Below are 17,563 nucleotides of genomic sequence, written 5' to 3' on the forward strand. Positions count from 1 at the left end.
AACATGCTGGTTCGGATTAAAAGCCGTTCCAGCGCGTTTCTGAAACGCGTCTGCTGGGGCGTAGCCAAGCGGTAAGGCAGCGGATTTTGATTCCGCCATGCGGAGGTTCGAATCCTCCCGCCCCAGCCAAGTATCTACAAATCAATGAAATCAAACCCTTATGAACCCAGAGAAAAGCAACTTCGGGGACAACGGTGGAGGCAGTCCAAGCCATTTTTAGCGATTCTATGAGTCCCTGAAATCAGCCTTCTGCCGCGACTCTCTGAACAGTCCGCAAGCCAATCCCATTTTCTTTTGCCAATGCTGCACCTGCCTCGTTTCCATAACGTCGTTTGATAGCGCTTCGAGCTTGAGGGGAAAGCTTTTGCTTCCTTCCCATCCTCACACCACTGATCATGGCTCTCTTCCTGCCTGACTGGGTTCTGTCGATAATCAGAGCACGCTCGAACTCTACAAAGGAGGCCAGAAGGTTCATGGTAAGGCTTCCCATCATGTCATTCCTGATCGTCCCCACCCCCTCAATAGTAATAGCAATCCCCTGACCTCTCAGATTCTGGATGAGTGTCAGGATATCGAGGGTAGACCTTCCAAGTCGGCCGAGCTTCATCACGATCAGCTCACCCCCGCCTGAATCTTCTTCAGGAGCTTCCCGAACTGAGGTCTGTCATCTGACCTGATGACGCCTGAAATCTTTTCCTTGAAGATATTCGCTTTTGGAACTCCAAGAGCTACCAGGGCGTCTTCCTGTTCCTTCAAATCCTGTCCTACTGTGGATACTCTGCAATAACCGTATTTCATATAATTCTCCTTATAATTTTGGCGGAGATTTATGGCGGTTATTTTTTGTCTGTTTTCTGCGGTTCTACAATACAGCCATATTTCTCAATCTATGGCGGCATTGTAGCAAAAAATACTACTTATCGTAGATTTTAATGAGATTTATTATTCTGTACAGACTTGGCTTTTCTTCTATATCATCAACAACCAAATCGACTAGATAATATTTATTAAAAAATTCACCTTCAATCATTTTTGATTTTATTTCTTCGTTTGAAATATATGTATTTACTGGCCTCTTGATTATAGATTCAACTATTCCCTTATCCCCAGTTTTATTTGAAAACGTATCTCTTGTTTGGTACCAATAAAATATTTCTTTCGTATATGTTTTTTTTGTCGGTATTTTCTGTTGTGCAATCCAATTTTCACCTCGTCTTGATATTAGGTTGGCTTCGGATTGGTTTATGTTGATATTTATAGTCCCATTTCCTGATGCATGGAAAATCATATTTCCACCAACATCTTGAGAAATAGGCTCAACCATATCTATAAGATTTTTTACTGTAGATGTTGTTGTATTTTTCGGCGGCTCCTTACTTTTCCCCAGAAAAAACGAAGTTAGACCTTTAATATTTTTGAAAAATTCTAACCCATGATTAATTTTGTCAGCGTCATCAAAAAATCCACCGCTAATTACACTATTAAACAGGTCAACAATTATCGACCCTTTTCGTATTTCTCTTATTCTTATCTCAGGAAAATTATCTGGAGAAAATTTATAGTTTTTTCTAATATAGCTATGATATTCGTCTGCCAGAGCGCCAATACTGTCAGAAAATTTTTTTAGCTCAATCGGTTCATTGGGGTCGTACGTAACGAGCATTTGCTCTTCACTGGATGAAACCGTCTGCACTGTTAAAGCCTCTATGCATAATTTTTTATAACTATGCATGACATCTTATTGCCTTTCTAGGACAATATTTTGTTCTTCTTTGGTTCTTTTAGGTAAGATTACCGTCCCAAAAACACCGAATTTTGGGACATTCTTTGATGCCCTGCACATTATCCCTGTACCCCATCAAGACCTAACGCAGAGAAATAAGTACTGACCCCAAAAACCAGTACTCACCTCTCCAAAAAACACCACTTCCTACAAATTCTGCTTCAATCCCGGACTGGCCTTGAACCGAACCGTCCTCCCCGACGGGACTGAAACCGGCTCACCAGTCCGAGGGTTCGTCGCCTGTCGGGCCTTCGTCTCACACACAGTGAAAGTGCCAAAAGACGGAATGGTGAAGCCACCTTCGCGCTTCAACTCGTCAATAATCGCTTCTACAAGATCATTCGCGGCCCGTTGCGCGGCAACGCCTGTACAGTCAATGGAGTCCTGAAGAACTGCGGCGAGAAATGCTTTACTCATGGATGCATCATTCTCCTCTGCTTCGATTTTCTCTCAGGCTGCATCCCAAAACACCCAGAAACTTCTGTTGCCATCAATACAACATTCCTCAGTATTTCTTACAATGCTACCAAGGAACAATGATATAATCGTCGCAATCGCCCTAGCGTTCCATCCGTAGGACTTCCATGTCGCATTCTGTCTGTCTTTTTGCCTATCACGATCCTGCAGGAACCCTGGCTCCCCACACTCGCCACCTTCTCAACCAGATTGCGGACTGTGGGTTCGAGATCCATGTTGCAGTTTCCAGCCTGTCACCGCAGGACCATCAAGGGTTGGAAAACTTGAAGCGCAGCTTCACATCTGGACCCAACCCCGTAAAAGCCAAACTTTATCCACGAGAAAATGCCGGTCTTGATTTCGGCTCCTGGCAAGAGCTTCTCAAACAACACTGCGACGAAGGCGCTGACGAAATCCTGTTCGCCAATGACAGCGTTTTCGGCCCGATGGCCCCCCTCTCGCCCATCGTAACCCGCATGCGTGCGAAACAGCACCCAATCTGGGGCATGGTCCGCTCCGAAGCCATCAACCGTCATCTCCAGTCATGGTTTCTGATCATGACCCGACAGGCGTTCGAGCATCCCGCCATTCAGAGGGTCTTTCGCCAACCGTTTTGCGAAATGAGCAAACCGGAAATCGTTCTTCACGGTGAGTTGGGCCTCGGCTTGGCCATGCAAGCTGCAGAAATGGATATGGCAGCGTCATGGAGCGGAACACGCGGCATAGCACGCCTCCTCGCCATCAACCCCATGCATACGGATTGGCGAGCGGTCCTGCGCTCCGGGAAAGCCCCGTTCATCAAAACTGAATTATTGAGAGACAATCCCAGCGGGATACCGTCCGTGCATCTCTGGCGTCAGGAAATCCCTGATCCTGCTTTTTTCAACCCAGATTGGATCGCCCAATATCTGGCAAATCATCCACCTCGCGCCCAGTACAAAAAAGCAGGTTTCCGCGCGCGATTGGTACAGGCGATTGCAAGCGAAGACCGGCTACACGCATTGCCGGCCCTGCTACTCGGTCGATAATCAGGTCTTTCGCTTGGCCACCCCTCCAAGGAAGCCAAGCAATTCTTCCGTCTGCGCTTCATATGTCGCCAGACGATCTTTGAACGGATTTACATACCCATCAAACTTACCCGGCTGATCCAGAATAGCCTCGACCGCAGCGGCAAGCGTTTCGGCACGACCATCAATCGGTAGATACGTGCCATTTACACCATCTACGACATCTTCTGACTGCCCACCCGGCGCAGTGGTTACAACCCAGACATCCCGGGACAGAGCCTCACGCACCGTCAGGCCATAGCTCTCTTTCCACTGTGACGGGAACAGCAGCACATCAATCTGGTCATAGAAGTCATCAAGACCACTTTGACTGAATGCCGGTATGATTTCCAGATGCCCCTTGACCGACCAGTCCCGCGGATGAATCGACCTGAAACCAAGATTAAGCTTGTTATCAACCAGAACAAGCTTCCAGTCCGAACGGTCCAAAGACTCCATACATTTCTTGAGTTGCGGATAACCCTTCACAGCCTCCGTTCCCCCTACGAACCCGAACCGGACGGGCGAACCCGGAAGACGTGGAGTCCGAGGACGTTCCGGCCACCGGAAACCATTCCGGTTCACCACAATACGCTCTGGATCAACACCATTCGCCAGATAAAGCTGACGATGCGCCTCTGACGGACTAATCAGCAAAGCCGCCTCTGACAAAGCCTGATGCATCAGGAACCACCGGTCCGTCAGATGACGGGCATGTGGCACGCACATCTGGCAAACCTGTTGGTCTATGGTCGTCTGAAAACAGTAACGGCCATCCCCACGAACCATGAACTGTCGATCACACAGCCACCAGGCGTCATGAAGCGTCAGAACATAAGGAACACCACGCTCCTGACACACCCGCAACATGGCCGTACCCAACCCCTGTGCAGCATGCACATGCACGACATCCGGCTGATAGGCATCAAGCCAGTCTGCAAACTGCTCTGCCATATGCGGGTTATCCATCGAGCCGATAACATCGTTCCCGTCTGGAATCATTGCAGCAAGAACATCCGACCCATTAGCGACATAGCGGATATTTCCTGACAGCCGCCCGTCAAGATGGGGCCGGGATGTCAATATCCCAACCTCTACACCCTTGTTGCGCAAGCGCAGCGCCAGTTCCTCAACAACGATTGTCGCCCCCCCGAAAGACCGTGGCGCGTAATAAACATTCGTCATAAGGACGCGCAACGACTTGTGCTCAGACACCACCGGCAAACCAAACAGGGCTTTACCCTGTGTCACAGCCATGGATTCAGGCGCATAACGCTCCATGACATCCTGCCAGGCCCGAGCCGCCAACCGATCACGAAGCGCTTTATCCCGCGCAAGCTTTAGGAAGCCACTCTTCCACTCGTCAGAGGTAACCGCCAGAAGCCCGTTTTCCTCATGACGCATGATTGCAAGAAACGCATCACGAGGTGAGCAAAGAGCAGCAACCCGAACCACAGCGGCTTCAAGAAACTTGATATTGCTTTTGCAGTCATTGAAAAGCGTAGGCTCTAACGGAGCAATCGCAATATCCGTTTGCGCCAAAGCCGCAAGATAATCGCGATAGGACAGTTCCGTGAGGCGCTCGATCCGATCCCCAAACCGGTCGAAATCCTTCGAAAGTTTGAGTTGCCCGATAACACGCAGACACAAACGCGGCTCTTCATCCAGAGCAGCAATTAGCCCCGCTTCAGCCTGCCGGAAATCCTCATCATGCGTGTTGGTACCCGACCCGTAAGACACCCACACACGATCATCAACAGCGTCTCCACGAGGCGGTAAAGACGCTGCGATCTTCAGTGTCTCTCGATCAAGAGCGTTTTCAACAATATCAACATGCTTCAACCCGGCATCTCGCATCGCCTGGGCCAGAGCCCGCGTAGATGCAATACCTTGCCCACACGCCAGCATACAACGTCTGAACAAAACCACACCGGACATGAGCAGATCCTGCTCAGACTTGGGAAGACTACTGATATTACCGTTCTGCAAATATTCTTCTGCATCGAAAATCAGATCATCGACTTCCCAACGCGGCTCAAGACGCAAGCGATGCGCTTCCTTCACAAGCTTCATGACATCATCAAAGCCCGGGACCCGGTAGAAGATAACCTGCGTGCAAATCTGTAGAGCAGACATGGCAACATTGACGTCGCGCCAGTCAACAACCTCCACTGTCCATCCAAGACGTTCAAGAAGATCCCGCTTTTGCCAGACACGGTATTTCGCACACTGACGAAGAGACACTTCTGCAATAATAAGAATACGAGGAGCCAACGGCCCTGCCGTCTTATCAAGAATATCACTATAAACAGACAGTGGCGAAACAGGACTTTCAACCCTGTCGGGAAGAGAAACCTGGCTTGAAGCAGAAGAAAGCTTCTGTACTTGCGAAGACATCTTTGCTTTCTGCTTGGGACGAACCCGAACAGAAAATCGCCTTTCAACAGCCTTGCCGATCGCCTTGACGCCACCCTCTTCCCAAAGAGCGGAAAGTCTCTCCGGTAGTTCCTTGAGAGGACGTCCAGATGGCAACCTTCCCAAACTAAGCGAACGCACAGCCCTAAGCGGCTTAGTCACTCGCCAGGACAAAGAACGATGAATCAGGGAAATCTGATGCCGCAGATGAGCACTTTCTCCCTGCAGGCCATCAGCACGCATACCGTTTAACCGAGCCGAGCTACGATAGCTTTCCAAAAGAACTTTCTGTGAGTCCTCTTCGGCTTCAGCAGGAAGAAGCGTTACATCTTTAGTCGGCAAGGTCATCAGATAAAAAACTCAGGCCTAGAAACAGTTGAATACAAATAAAAAAAGCTGGGCTCTTTCGAACCCAGCTCTCTTTATAGATGTTAGCAAGCTAACAAACCAGATCAGCTCAGAGTAAAGTCCGAAGCCTTCAGATCCGTAACACCAACGAAGGTGATCTTGGAGCCATCGTTCAGAGCAATGGTCGTGTTACCACCAGCAACGGTTGCTGCGCTCAGAACATTCTGCAGACCATTGTTGTTCTGCAGGCCATACTGATACAGAGCCATGAGGTTACCAGCAGCGCTGCCGAAGTCGGTAACCGTATAGTCGCCGCCAGCCGTACCATTGTTCAGAGCAAACAGGTTGGAGCCGCCCGAGCCACCCGTGAAGGTTGCATTGCCCGTGCCACCAACAAGCGTGTCTGCGCCCGTGCCACCAATGACGGTCGTATTGCCACCGTTGGATGCAAAAGCTTCCAGAACGCCGTGAGAAGAAGCAGCAGAAATCGTTTCGTCACCACCGGTGCCTACAAACAGGCTGTAACCGGACGTGCCGTCGAACTGAGCATTCAGGCCAGACGCACCGAACATGGTTGCATTGCCAGCCGTAATGGTCGTGTTACCCGTACCATTAAGGAAGGACAGCGAACCATCAACGCTGATGGTGTTACCCGTACCACGGATCTGCTGAAGATCGCCTGCAGCAGAGATGGTGTCGTTGAGGCCACCGGAAACCGTAGCGCTGGCACCAGTCGTGAAGTACGTGCTGGAGCTACCGCCCGTGATGAAGCTGTTGTTGCCAACAGTTACGCTGTTGGAGCCAGTCGTGTCATAAACCGTTGCATTTGCATGCAGGTTAACAACCGAGCTGCCACCAAGCAGGGTAACGGTGTCGGTACCGTTGCTGCCATCAATCGTGTCCTGACCTTCAGAGCGGACGACGTTCGTGCCGCTGCCCAGATAAATCAGGTTGTTGCCCGTGCCACCATCAATGGTGTTATTGCCATTCGTTCCGAGGATTGTATCGTTTCCGGAACCTGTAGCAATGTTCCAGCTGCCAGTCTTGCCCGTTCCCAGGAAAACGTTGTTGCCAACGCCGCCAACGAAAGAGCCGTTCTGGTCGCCAGCAACAACAGATGCGCCATCCCATGCGCCCGTCAGCAGACTGACGGAAGAGGCTGTGTTCTTGCTGAGATCAATCGCCACGGAACCAGTAAGTGTATCCTGCGGGGCATAGCTGCCTGCAGCGATGTACTGGACGTCGCCGTTAATGCTGTAGCTGCCGCTCTGGGTAATGACACCCTGAGAAACACCTGCAGAAAATGAACTGTTGCTTCCTGGAACCAGATCATAGCTCGTCAGACCGCTCACACCTGAGACAGCGGACGAATACTGACTGGCCAGAGCTTGGGCCTGTGCACCATCGACCGTGACCGCAAGGATCTGGCCGGAGGCGCCAACCACGGTAGTGATTGCCATTACCATGCACTCCTAAACAAAGATTGCTTCGCACTGGCGGCCCTCAGACCACCCAAATGATCGAGCGACGAGTCTTGCATATATCAAAGCTCAGCCCCAAAAAGCAATCAGGATTCCACCTTGGTACCCACACGACTCTGCTAACGTTCATCGGGCAACACACAGACCCGCAAACAGTGCTTCTTTCCCACTCAGCCGCCAAAGCCACAGAATGAGTCGGGGCAGGAATGCCCCAGAGCACAAGATTGCATTTTAACAAAGGTTGCAATGGCTATATAAAATTTACTCTGTTTTCTTGTTGAGAATTTTTCAATATTCCATAAAAAACAGAGTATTGTGAACAAGTTTGATTTTTTTGTTTCATTTCCCCTCTGTGCAATTCTTCCAGAATCCTTAAAGCTGCATTCCGTGATTGATCATTCTTCCTGCACTCTTCCAGTTCACCAAGATCAGGCTCTGGCCGAACTGGCTTTCTTTCTCGCAGAAAAATCACAAGAGGCAGATAACAGCGCCTCACTGTCTGCATATGACGAGCAGGCCATACGCTTTCTATGCTGGCTCACTTTGTTCTTGGAGAAAAAGACACGATCGAATCAGCCATTCATACGCCTATCCAATGACTTGAACCGGAAAATTAGCCCCTCTCTTCAAAAATTTCAGAAAGATCTCATCCCAGATTTAAGAAATATCTTTTCTACTACACAAGAAAATGAATTTTCCCTTTCTTGTCATTACGATCATGAAGACATCCCAGATCAAACTTGTGCAAATACACTTGTCATAGGCCCTGAGTTCGACCCAAAGAAAGAGTTCATATTTCTCTCAGACTGTCTGAATATCCGGATTTCTTCTCAGGATTCTGCACTTTCTTTTCTGAATGAAATATCTGAACCGGCCCATCGCTTTCGTCAAAAAATACGCCAGATTCTCGCCCACGATCTGGAAGGGCGCCAAGCCCAGAATGCACTCATTACAACAGTTCATACCCTCCAGAGAGCAGAAGAGACTACACGCGCCCTTCGAATCAATACGCGTACCTCATCAAAAAATATTTCTAACCAAGAATCTGTTATTCAATCTCTATCTAAAAAATATCAACACATTCATTCAGAAAATATTTCCCTGCATGAGAAGCTGAATGATATTCAAAAACAATTCGACAATACAAAACATCAACTAAAAATATTTCTTTTCAGACAAGAAGAAATTGAAAAATATTACACATACCTCCAACAGTCCTATGCGTCGTTCAACACAAAACTGGCACTAAGCCACCAAGCACTTGAAGCACTCAGAGACCTGCTTCACCGTCCTGCTCCTGTCTGGCGCAGACTTCTGAGAGCCCTGCGAACACCCTTTATACCTTACATACCAACGCTCCCCGAACCGCTGGTCCTACAAGATCTACCCTCACCCTCAACACCTTTCCTGTCCGACCCCATACCACCCGGCGCAGAAACCGCCTCCGTAGAGACGCTTCTGCCTTCTGACGAAGAATTCTCTTCTCCTGCTGCAACACCGCGCATTCTCTTTGTTGCAGGCGAAGCCAACACTCCCGGCGTGACTTATCGCTGCTACCGCAACGCGGAAGCCGCACGCTGCGCCGGGTTTGAAGCTCGCGTTCAGGATTGTGCAAACGTCAGCTACGATGACATCTGCTGGGCAGACGTCATGATACTCTGGCGGATAGAATACAGTGGGCATGTCAGCACAATGCTTGATCTAGCCCAGCAGCAGAACGTCAAAACCATCTTCGACGCCGACGATATTGTTTTCGTTCCTCACTATGCCCGCATAGATCTGATTGACGGTATAAGGTCGATAGGAACAACCGAGGAAAGAATTGAACACTTCTTTACGGATGTTCGCCGCACCCTGATGCGCTGTGATCAGGGGTCAGCCACAACCCGGGAACTCGCCCACGCGATGCACAAATTGCGACCGGTGGTACACATTCTTCCCAATACCTATGACAACAACACTCTGCGCCGCTCCCGTCTGAATCGTCGCCTTCGAGAAGGACTTCACTTTTCCGCAGCAGGCGACACCCTCATTCGCATCGGATACGCCACAGGCACCAGAACACATCAGCGTGATTTTGCCATAGCCGCCCCTTCTATCGCATATGTTCTGTCACAGCGCCCAAACGTCAGACTCGTTCTGTTTCGGGAGAAAGCCAGTCAGTCCAGCATGCTCCTTCTGGAAGAGTTTCCAGAATTCCAAAACCTGAACAGCCAGATCGAATGGCGGGAAACAGTTCCTCTCCCGGATCTTCCCGATGAATTCGGACGGTTTGATATTTCTATTGCCCCCCTCGAAGTCGGGAATGTCTTTTGCGAAGCAAAAAGCGAGATCAAGTTTCTGGAAGCCTCCCTTGCAGGAAGTGCTTCGATCGTCTCTCCAACAGGTCCGTTCAAACGTCTGGTTCGGCACGGCGAAACCGGCCTTCTTGCCGCAACCCCAGAAGAATGGACTGCCGCCCTTCTTTCGCTGGTTGATGACCCAGAACGACGGCAGCGCATGGCTCGCGATGCGTATCATGATGTACTGTGGCCCTTCAGCCCAGAGGCACAGACGCGACGCATAAGACTTGCCATCTCCTCACTACAAGGAGACGAAGAAGCAGCCGAAGCTGGCGAACTGCTTCTTGCCCGCAAACATCTGGAGCATCGCCCTCTACCTGTCATTCCAGAAAACGAAACACTTTTTCATCACGACGTTTTTGGAGAAGCTGACGTCACCGTCGTCATCACATCCTACAACTACGACAACTACATTCTGGATGCCTTGGATTCTGTCTCAGCTCAGACACTTTCTCAACTTGATCTGATTGTGGTTGATGACGGCTCAACAGATGGCTCCGTAGACCTGATACGCCTCTGGATGGAGCGAAATGTAACACGCTTCAACAGACTGATCCTGAAGCGCTCTCTCCGCAATGCCGGACTGGGAGGAGCACGAAACATTGGAATGGATACCGCAGAGACAGATTGCGTCATGCAACTGGATGCAGACAATCTTCTGCGTCCGGATGCCTGCGAAACGCTTCACGCCGCTATGACATTCGGAATCGCGTACGCTTATCCCCTTATCCAGTGCTTCAACGAAAGTGGACCGCTCCCACTTAGTCCTCAGGAAGTATCACCAGGCAGAGGCCCTTTTGCAGTTCTTGGCGACCTTCCCTTCAATCCGCTTTCGCTCGTTTCGGGAAACCGCGTGGATGCAATGGCAATGATTGCAAAATGGGCCTGGGCTGCCGCTGGCGGCTATTATGTTTCACGTGAAGCAATGGGATGGGAAGACTTTGATCTCTGGTGCACTTTAGCCGAACTTGGCCTGCCTGGCCGTCAGGTTCCAGTCATTCTGGCCGACTACCGCCAGCACACTCATTCCATGACAAATCTCTCTACGGAGCAGGCCGCTCATAAGGCACGCGTCGTCAGCTACGTCAAATCGCGTCACCCATGGATTAATTTGACGGCAGAGGCCCCAGAACAACGCCTCTAAACACTTTCCCAATGACAATAAAAAACCCCGGACAGATAATCTGTCCGGGGTTTTTCTCTGGTTGAACGGCCAGAGTTTCCCCTGACCATCACAACCTCAGAATGGAGCGTCGATATCAACAACGTCGATCAGCTTGTGATTGACGAATTCCTTGATACCCAGACCGATCAGCTCACGACCGTAGCCAGAACGGGCCACACCACCGAACGGCAGATCAGCCTTCACCATCGTCGGGTGGTTCACATAAACCATGCCCGTGTAGATCTTTTCGGCAACCTTCACACCGCGAGCCGTATCCTTCGTGAAGACAGAGCCACCCAGACCAAACGGAGAGTCATTGGCAACGCGGATCGCCTCAGCCTCATCCTTCACACGATAAAGCTGGGTGACCGGACCGAAGAACTCCCAGTGACGGGCTTCATTGTCACCATGCAGGTTCGTCATCAGAAGCGGCTGAAAGAATGCTCCCTTCTCCGGAACCGGTGCACCGATCACTTCAACAACAGCGCCGTGCTTCTTGGCTTCTTCAACCTGAGCCTTCAGATCGTCAGCAGCCTTCTGCGAGGACAGAGGAGCCAGCGTCGTGGACGGATCCATCGGATCGCCAGCCTTCAGCTTGGCAACCTCAGCCTTGTAGATCTCAAGGAACTGGTCGTAAATCGAATCCACAACGATCAGACGCTTGGACGACACGCAAACCTGACCAGCATTCCAGTGACGGCCGAACGCAGCCCACTTGGCAGCCTTCTCAACGTCGGCATCTTCAAGAACCACGAACGCATCGGCACCGCCAAGTTCCATGGTGGCCTTCTTAAGCGCCTGACCTGCCGTGCTGGCAACAATGGCACCAGCTCCTTCAGAGCCTGTCAGAGCAACACCACAGACGCGCGGATCGTTCAGAATAACAGCCGTATGATGACGCGCTGCATACAGGTTCTTGAACGCACCTTTCGGCAGACCAGCTTCGATCATCAGATCATCGAAGATTGCCGCACACTGTGGAACGTTCGAAGCATGCTTCAGCAGAACCGTGTTACCAGCAGAAAGCTGCGGCGCAATGATGCGGGCGATCTGATAATACGGGAAATTCCAAGGCTCAATCGCAAAAACGATACCCTGCGGCTGATGGATCAGGGTGGCTTCGCCTTCCTTCGGATCAGCAACCGGCAGCTTCTCCGGCTTCAGAAGCTCTTCAGCATTCTTGGCATAATATTCGAAGATCTCAGCGGAGAGGATCGTCTCCAGCTTGGCTTCTTCATAAAGCTTGCCCATTTCAAGGGTCAGAAGCTTGGCATATTTATCAATATCGCGGCGCAGGATCGCACCAGCAGCACTCATGACCTTGGCGCGGTCTGCAAAAGACACATCGCGCCAGCTTTTGAAAGCCTCATACGCGTCAGTAATCGCCTGCTGAACTTCTTGGTCGGTTGCTTCCGGGAAAGTCTTCAGCGTCTCACCCGTATAAGGGTTGGTCGTAGCGTAAGCCATGACGGACAAATCTCCGTTAGATAAAATCGTACTTCAACATATTGGCATGAAAGCCACGGTACGGAACCCCCAACCCCTGAAAAGTTTGAAAGTTCACATAGCCGTGTTCTGTTTTAGCTCTTTTAGCCAGGATCGTGCGTTACTATCCGATGGAGCCCGCCAGTCCCCACGCGGCGAAAGTGAGCCTCCAGCAACGATTTTCGGCCCATTTGGCATAGCTGAGCGCTTGAACTGACTGGTCCCAAAAAACCGAAGAATAAACACCTCAAGCCAGTGACAGATCTCCGCCAGATCATAAGAAATCCGCCGATCTTCCGGATAATGCGCAGGCCAGGAGCCCATCGTAACATCTCCCCACGCCTTTTCGGCCAGAAATGCGATACGGGACGGGCGAAAACCATATCTCAGAACATAAAACAGTGTGAAATCCTGAAGGGCATAGGGGCCAATCCTCTGCTCCGTACTCTGAATACCCTGCCCCGTATCCGGCACAAGTTCTGGCGAAATTTCAGCGCTGACGATCTTCTCCAGAACGTCAGCGGTGCCAGCCCCCAACTCGCCTTCCCGCGCCAACCATCGGATAACATGTTGAATCAGCGTCTTCGGCATTCCGGCATTAACATTGTAATGGGACATCTGATCTCCCACGCCGTATGTGCACCAACCCAGCGCCAGCTCGGACAGATCGCCCGTACCGATCACAATCCCATTGCGGTGATTAGCCAGCCTGAACAGGAAATCGGTTCGCAACCCTGCCTGAACATTTTCGAACGTAATGTCATGAACCGGTTTCCCCTCTGCATACGGATGGCCAATACCCTCCAGCATGGTCTCCGCAGCCGGTCGGATATCCAGCTCATTGGACTCCACGCCCAGCGCATCCATCAAAGCATGCGCCAGCCCACGACTTTCAGTGCCTGTCGCAAAACCCGGCATCGTGTACGCCAGCACATGCGTCCGGGGCCAACCAAGTTCATCTGCCGCCCTCGCAGCAACCAGAAGAGCCAGCGTGCTATCCAACCCTCCCGAAACACCAATAACGGCCCTTTGCGCGCCGCTGGCTTTCAACCTCTGACACAACGCACTGACCTGAATGGTCCAGGCCTCATAACAATCCCGGGCAAGCGTTTTCATGTCGGACGGCACGAACGGAAAACGAGGGACGTCCCGCTTCAACCCAAGATCCTCAACAGGCGCTCCCAGTTCGAAACCAATCGTGCGGATACTTTCACATCCCACCCCGAATTGCCCGGTCCGCAAACGCTCCTGTCGCAACAGATCCAGGTCAACATCCGCGACAACAAGCCGCTCGCCCTGCGGAAACCGATCAGACTGCGCGAGAAGACGCCCGTTCTCATGAATGGACACCTGCCCATCCCAGGCAAGATCCGTCGTGGATTCCCCTTCCCCAGCAGCCGCATAAACATAAGCCGTCAGCGTCCGCATGGACTGCGCCTGACACAGCAGCGATCGATCATCCGTCCGTCCGATCGTCACCGGAGACGCAGACGGATTCAGAATGACGCTCGCACCGGCCTGTGCCAGCCGACCACTCGGCGGATTGGCCACCCACAGATCTTCACAGATTTCAACGCCCAGTGTCAGCCCGGTCTGATCTTCCGCTGCAAACAGAAGATCAGCCCCAAAAGGCACTTCCGTCCCACCAATCCGGATACTGCCCGTCGTCCCCAATCCTGACGTAAATTGGCGCGGCTCATAAAACTCCCGATACCGGGGCAAATAGGATTTTGGAACAACACCAAGAATACGCCCGCGATGCAGAACAGCCGCACAATTATAGAGCAGATCGCCGCGACACAGCGGCACGCCCACAACAGCGACACTCATGAGAGACGCCGTTTGCTCCGCGAGCCAGATCAGGGCCGACCGCGCCTCCTCCAGCACCACATCCTGGAACCGAAGATCATCAAGCGTGTACCCGGTCAGCCCAAGCTCCGGAAAAATAACAGCAGCAACCCGCTGACGGTCACAGTCTCTTAAAACCTCCAGAACCCGCTCTGCGTTGACCTGCGCCTCGGCCAACGAAACAGGCAACGTACAGGCTGCAATCCGCGCAAAGCCCTGACGATAGAGAGAGCGGAATCCGGTCATGTTGCTTCTTTCGGGACAGAAAAACCTGGGAGGCGGATCATGTATTGAGTGCCGTCGTCATGAAAGCGCCGTTGCGAAATTGAACCGGAATGACATTGCGCCGTTCTGCATTGCTCATCCCCGTTCCTCCAATGGACGGAACATCATGATACAGGAGACATTACCCATGGATCTTCTTCGCTGGACAATTGTCTTCCTCATCCTCGCGCTCTGCGCCGCCGTCCTGGGCTTCGGAGGAATTTCGGCAGATTTCGCCTATATCGGCAAGATCCTGTTCTTCATCTTCCTCGTTCTGCTGGTCATCAGCCTGATCTTCGGCCGAGGTCGCCCGAGATTCTGAAGACTTCAGCCTCGGGACCGGAACAACCGTACGGTGCCGAGGCTACCCAGCACAAAAACGGCGACAGCATACAGCCCCCCCAGTTCCGTCATGGAAACAGGAAGGCCGAACAGATAATCCGGGGAATCACAAGGCTTGTTCGGGCGCGATGGCATGGACGCCATCCAGTCTTTGAAGCTTCCCCCATGGAAAACTGGCGCACGACATTCAGGAGCCGGACTCGGCCAGAATTTGTGTTCCACACCAGCGTGTAAAACCGCCAAACCAATACTGACCGCCACACACACCAGCCCGACCAACACCGAATAGCGCGCATAACGCCGCGGCACGGCAAGAGTCAGAACCCCAATCGCAATCAGAACACGCCATGGCCGACGCTCCCAAAGGCAAAGCTCACAGGGCGCAAGCAAAAGCCTGTGCTCTGCAAACCAAGCGGTCCCCAAAGCAGCCAGACCAGCCAGAACGAACAACCCTCCCAGAATCCTGGTCATATCGGGCTGTTTCGTTCCAGTCAGGGTCATGGTCGGGAAGCCTCCAGGCTATCAAGAAACTGTTTGGCCCAGCTTCCCGCCGTATTGCGGGACACTTCGCCATAGAGCGCGGACCATGCCTCATGACGGGTCTCCACGTCCATGGTCAGTGCCGCATGAAGCGCATCTGCCATCCCCTCGGCATCCAAAGGGTTCACCTGCAACGCTTCTGGCATTTCAGGCGCAGCTCCCGCAAAACGAGACAGCACAAGAACACCAGGATCCTTGGAATCCTGCGCCGCCACAAACTCCTTGGCGACCAGATTCATACCATCGCGCAGCGGCGTAATATACCCGACATCCGAGACCCGATAGAGCCCCGCCAGAACATTCCGGGAAATCGGCCAGGTCGTATACCGGATCGGAACCCAATCCGGCGTGCCATAAGCGCCGTTGATCGTCCCGACCAACCCATCCAGCTCTTCCTTGAGTAGCCGATAGCTTTCGACACCTGTGCGTGAGACCGGCGTAATCTGAAGAAACGTGACCTTTCCACGATACTCCGGATAATTCTTCAACAGCATTTCATAGCCACGCATCCGCTCCGGAAGACCCTTGGAATAATCCAGACGGTCCACACCGATAATCAGACGCTTGCCAACAAGACTGTCGACAATCTGTTCAACCTCTTCTGCTGCGGCACTCTCAATCGCCTGCTGCCTGAACCGGATCGGATCAATCCCGATCGGCACAGCCTCAACATCTGCTGTCAGACCTGACGCCTCAAAACACCCCCGCAAATTCTGAGCATCCTCAGGGGTCTGAACCCCAATCTTGTCGCACCCCGCAAGCCCTTCCAGCAATCTCTTCAACTGCGGAAGAAGACGCGCCACACTCCAGGGCGGAAACGGAATGTGCAGAAAAAAACCAATCCGCCCCGTAACGCCACGATCTCTCAACATCTGCCCCAGCGGAAAGAGATGATAATCGTGAATCCAGATCGTATCGTCTTCTTTAAGAAGCGGCACAAGACGATCTGCGAATACGGCATTGGCTTCGTAATACGCCTCACAATCCTCACGCGTATAACGCATGAGCTGTGTTCGGTAATGACAGAGTGGCCAGAGAACACCATTCGAGAAGTTCAGATAGAACCGGTCATACTGCCGTGGCGTCATATCGAATGTGGCGTATGTCACATTCCCAACACGCTCTTCCGTAACAGGATGCTCCATCGCATCGTCAGCCTGCTCACCAGACCACCCGAACCACAAACTGTCACGTGTCTGAACAGCATCATACAGCCCGACAGTCAGCCCCCCGGCAGGCTGCGTCCGCTCTCCGGGCGCTGGTGTACGATTGGAAACAACAATCAGGCGCCCCATCCATGTCCCTCCGACAAATCATGCAGCCACCGGCGGAATGTAGCTGCATCAGGAAAATCATCAGGAATGAGCCAGCCATCCCCCCCCATCTGGCGGGCAGCCCTCACTCCATCCATGTCTGTAACGTCATCACCGACAAAGAGTGGCAACCGGCCCTGAAAAGGATTTTCAGCCATCAGTTCACGGACTGCTCCGCCCTTATCCACCCCCAACGGACGCAACTCGATGGCCATGTGCGCATCCTGAAGCCGAAAACCATTCGGCTCAGCCGCCCAATCACCAACCAGAGACCGAAAGGCCGGTTCCGCATCCTGATTCTGCCGATAATGCAGAACCATCCCTGCTCTTTTGCGCTCAACACTGGCACCTGGATATCGCGCCACAATGTCTTCCGCTCCGCCCAGCCAGTCCGCTGGTACAGCAGGCAGAACCCGATGATCAACATCGTGCATCGGTGACTTGCGCATAGCGACACCATGTTCACCTGCAACAGCATACGGAATTCCGGGAAGGAAATGATCGATCTGCGCAATCGGCCGCCCTGTCACGATCGCCAGAGCCCCACCCAGAAGATCTTTCAGCCGAAGCAGATCTTCCGTCAAACCAGCAGGAACAATAACGCTTTCAGGTGTCGGAGCGATATCAACAAGCGTTCCATCGAAGTCCAGCAGCAGCGCTGCCTTGGAAGGCGGAAAAGGAACCTGGATCATGAGTCAGTTATCTCTTTCCAGTGTCAGGATTATCCCCGCTCCG

At 52.1% G+C, this 17,563-nt stretch carries 12 protein-coding genes, 1 tRNA gene and 1 pseudogene; 4 read left to right on the plus strand and 10 right to left on the minus strand.

What is annotated here, in order from left to right; genetic code table 11:
• Window positions 1–54: 54 nt before the first annotated feature.
• Window positions 55–129, plus strand: a tRNA-Gln gene (locus HKD32_RS03505).
• 112 nt (window positions 130–241) lie between these two features.
• Here the strand turns inward: HKD32_RS03505 and HKD32_RS03510 are convergent.
• The 3 genes and pseudogenes from HKD32_RS03510 to HKD32_RS03520 form a co-directional block, all read right to left on the minus strand.
• Window positions 242–798, minus strand: a pseudogene (locus HKD32_RS03510) (recombinase family protein).
• A gap of 115 nt (window positions 799–913) precedes the next feature.
• Window positions 914–1,732: a hypothetical protein gene (locus HKD32_RS03515; RefSeq protein ID WP_194257554.1), complete on the minus strand. Its 819-nt coding sequence runs from the start codon at window positions 1,730–1,732 to the stop codon at window positions 914–916.
• Between the two features lie 198 nt (window positions 1,733–1,930).
• Window positions 1,931–2,200 carry an HU family DNA-binding protein gene (locus HKD32_RS03520; protein ID WP_010504529.1) on the minus strand — a complete coding sequence of 90 codons (270 nt, stop codon included), beginning with the start codon at window positions 2,198–2,200 and terminating at the stop codon, window positions 1,931–1,933.
• A 167-nt stretch (window positions 2,201–2,367) separates the two neighbouring features.
• On the opposite strand from HKD32_RS03520, the gene HKD32_RS03525 reads away from it, so the two are divergent.
• A complete protein-coding gene (locus HKD32_RS03525; RefSeq protein ID WP_061929092.1) occupies window positions 2,368–3,267 on the plus strand; it encodes a rhamnan synthesis F family protein in 900 nt (299 codons plus the stop codon).
• On the opposite strand, the gene HKD32_RS03530 is transcribed toward HKD32_RS03525, so the two are convergent.
• Entirely contained in the window at window positions 3,268–6,048 is a 2,781-nt protein-coding gene (locus tag HKD32_RS03530; protein WP_194257555.1) for a glycosyltransferase, read from the minus strand.
• Between the two features lie 104 nt (window positions 6,049–6,152).
• A complete protein-coding gene (locus HKD32_RS03535) occupies window positions 6,153–7,508 on the minus strand; it encodes a beta strand repeat-containing protein (RefSeq protein ID WP_010504526.1) in 1,356 nt (451 codons plus the stop codon).
• Window positions 7,509–9,068: 1,560 nt separating this feature from the next.
• Between HKD32_RS03535 and HKD32_RS15155 the strand changes: the two genes are divergently transcribed.
• Window positions 9,069–11,015 carry a glycosyltransferase gene (locus tag HKD32_RS15155; protein ID WP_337905502.1) on the plus strand — a complete coding sequence of 649 codons (1,947 nt, stop codon included), beginning with the start codon at window positions 9,069–9,071 and terminating at the stop codon, window positions 11,013–11,015.
• Between the two features lie 96 nt (window positions 11,016–11,111).
• Here HKD32_RS15155 and HKD32_RS03545 read toward each other — a convergent pair whose 3' ends face one another.
• Entirely contained in the window at window positions 11,112–12,503 is a 1,392-nt protein-coding gene (locus HKD32_RS03545; protein ID WP_061929094.1) for an NAD-dependent succinate-semialdehyde dehydrogenase, read from the minus strand.
• A 93-nt stretch (window positions 12,504–12,596) separates the two neighbouring features.
• A complete protein-coding gene (locus HKD32_RS03550; protein WP_194257557.1) occupies window positions 12,597–14,615 on the minus strand; it encodes an NAD(+) synthase in 2,019 nt (672 codons plus the stop codon).
• 166 nt (window positions 14,616–14,781) lie between these two features.
• Here HKD32_RS03550 and HKD32_RS03555 point away from each other — a divergent pair, with 166 nt between their 5' ends.
• Window positions 14,782–14,955 carry a DUF1328 domain-containing protein gene (locus HKD32_RS03555; RefSeq protein ID WP_026017668.1) on the plus strand — a complete coding sequence of 58 codons (174 nt, stop codon included), beginning with the start codon at window positions 14,782–14,784 and terminating at the stop codon, window positions 14,953–14,955.
• Between the two features lie 5 nt (window positions 14,956–14,960).
• Here the strand turns inward: HKD32_RS03555 and HKD32_RS03560 are convergent, their stop codons facing one another.
• From HKD32_RS03560 to otsB, 3 genes are read right to left on the minus strand one after another with little or no spacing between them, the layout of a single operon-like run.
• Window positions 14,961–15,476 (minus strand): disulfide bond formation protein B, encoded by a 516-nt coding sequence (locus HKD32_RS03560; RefSeq protein WP_061929098.1) that lies wholly within the window; start codon window positions 15,474–15,476, stop codon window positions 14,961–14,963.
• Complete coding sequence (locus HKD32_RS03565; protein WP_010504515.1) at window positions 15,473–16,810, minus strand: alpha,alpha-trehalose-phosphate synthase (UDP-forming); 1,338 nt, start codon at window positions 16,808–16,810, stop codon at window positions 15,473–15,475. Before HKD32_RS03565 ends, HKD32_RS03560 begins: the two co-directional genes overlap by 4 nt.
• Window positions 16,798–17,520 carry a trehalose-phosphatase gene (otsB, locus tag HKD32_RS03570; RefSeq protein WP_010504513.1) on the minus strand — a complete coding sequence of 241 codons (723 nt, stop codon included), beginning with the start codon at window positions 17,518–17,520 and terminating at the stop codon, window positions 16,798–16,800. Before otsB ends, HKD32_RS03565 begins: the two co-directional genes overlap by 13 nt.
• Between the last annotated feature and the right edge of the window lie 43 nt (window positions 17,521–17,563).

The sequence above is a fragment of the Gluconobacter japonicus genome, assembly GCF_015244665.1.
GTDB lineage: Bacteria > Pseudomonadota > Alphaproteobacteria > Acetobacterales > Acetobacteraceae > Gluconobacter > Gluconobacter japonicus.

What these genes read in the sequence shown, in the direction of transcription:
- HKD32_RS03515 (WP_194257554.1), bottom strand. Translation starts at nt 1,732, where the DNA reads ATGCATAGTTATAAAAAATTATGCATAGAGGCTTTAACAGTGCAGACG.
- HKD32_RS03520 (WP_010504529.1), bottom strand. Translation starts at nt 2,200, where the DNA reads ATGAGTAAAGCATTTCTCGCCGCAGTTCTTCAGGACTCCATTGACTGT.
- HKD32_RS03525 (WP_061929092.1), top strand. Translation starts at nt 2,368, where the DNA reads ATGTCGCATTCTGTCTGTCTTTTTGCCTATCACGATCCTGCAGGAACC.
- HKD32_RS03530 (WP_194257555.1), bottom strand. Translation starts at nt 6,048, where the DNA reads ATGACCTTGCCGACTAAAGATGTAACGCTTCTTCCTGCTGAAGCCGAA.
- HKD32_RS03535 (WP_010504526.1), bottom strand. Translation starts at nt 7,508, where the DNA reads ATGGCAATCACTACCGTGGTTGGCGCCTCCGGCCAGATCCTTGCGGTC.
- HKD32_RS03545 (WP_061929094.1), bottom strand. Translation starts at nt 12,503, where the DNA reads ATGGCTTACGCTACGACCAACCCTTATACGGGTGAGACGCTGAAGACT.
- HKD32_RS03550 (WP_194257557.1), bottom strand. Translation starts at nt 14,615, where the DNA reads ATGACCGGATTCCGCTCTCTCTATCGTCAGGGCTTTGCGCGGATTGCA.
- HKD32_RS03555 (WP_026017668.1), top strand. Translation starts at nt 14,782, where the DNA reads ATGGATCTTCTTCGCTGGACAATTGTCTTCCTCATCCTCGCGCTCTGC.
- HKD32_RS03560 (WP_061929098.1), bottom strand. Translation starts at nt 15,476, where the DNA reads ATGACCCTGACTGGAACGAAACAGCCCGATATGACCAGGATTCTGGGA.
- HKD32_RS03565 (WP_010504515.1), bottom strand. Translation starts at nt 16,810, where the DNA reads ATGGGGCGCCTGATTGTTGTTTCCAATCGTACACCAGCGCCCGGAGAG.
- otsB (WP_010504513.1), bottom strand. Translation starts at nt 17,520, where the DNA reads ATGATCCAGGTTCCTTTTCCGCCTTCCAAGGCAGCGCTGCTGCTGGAC.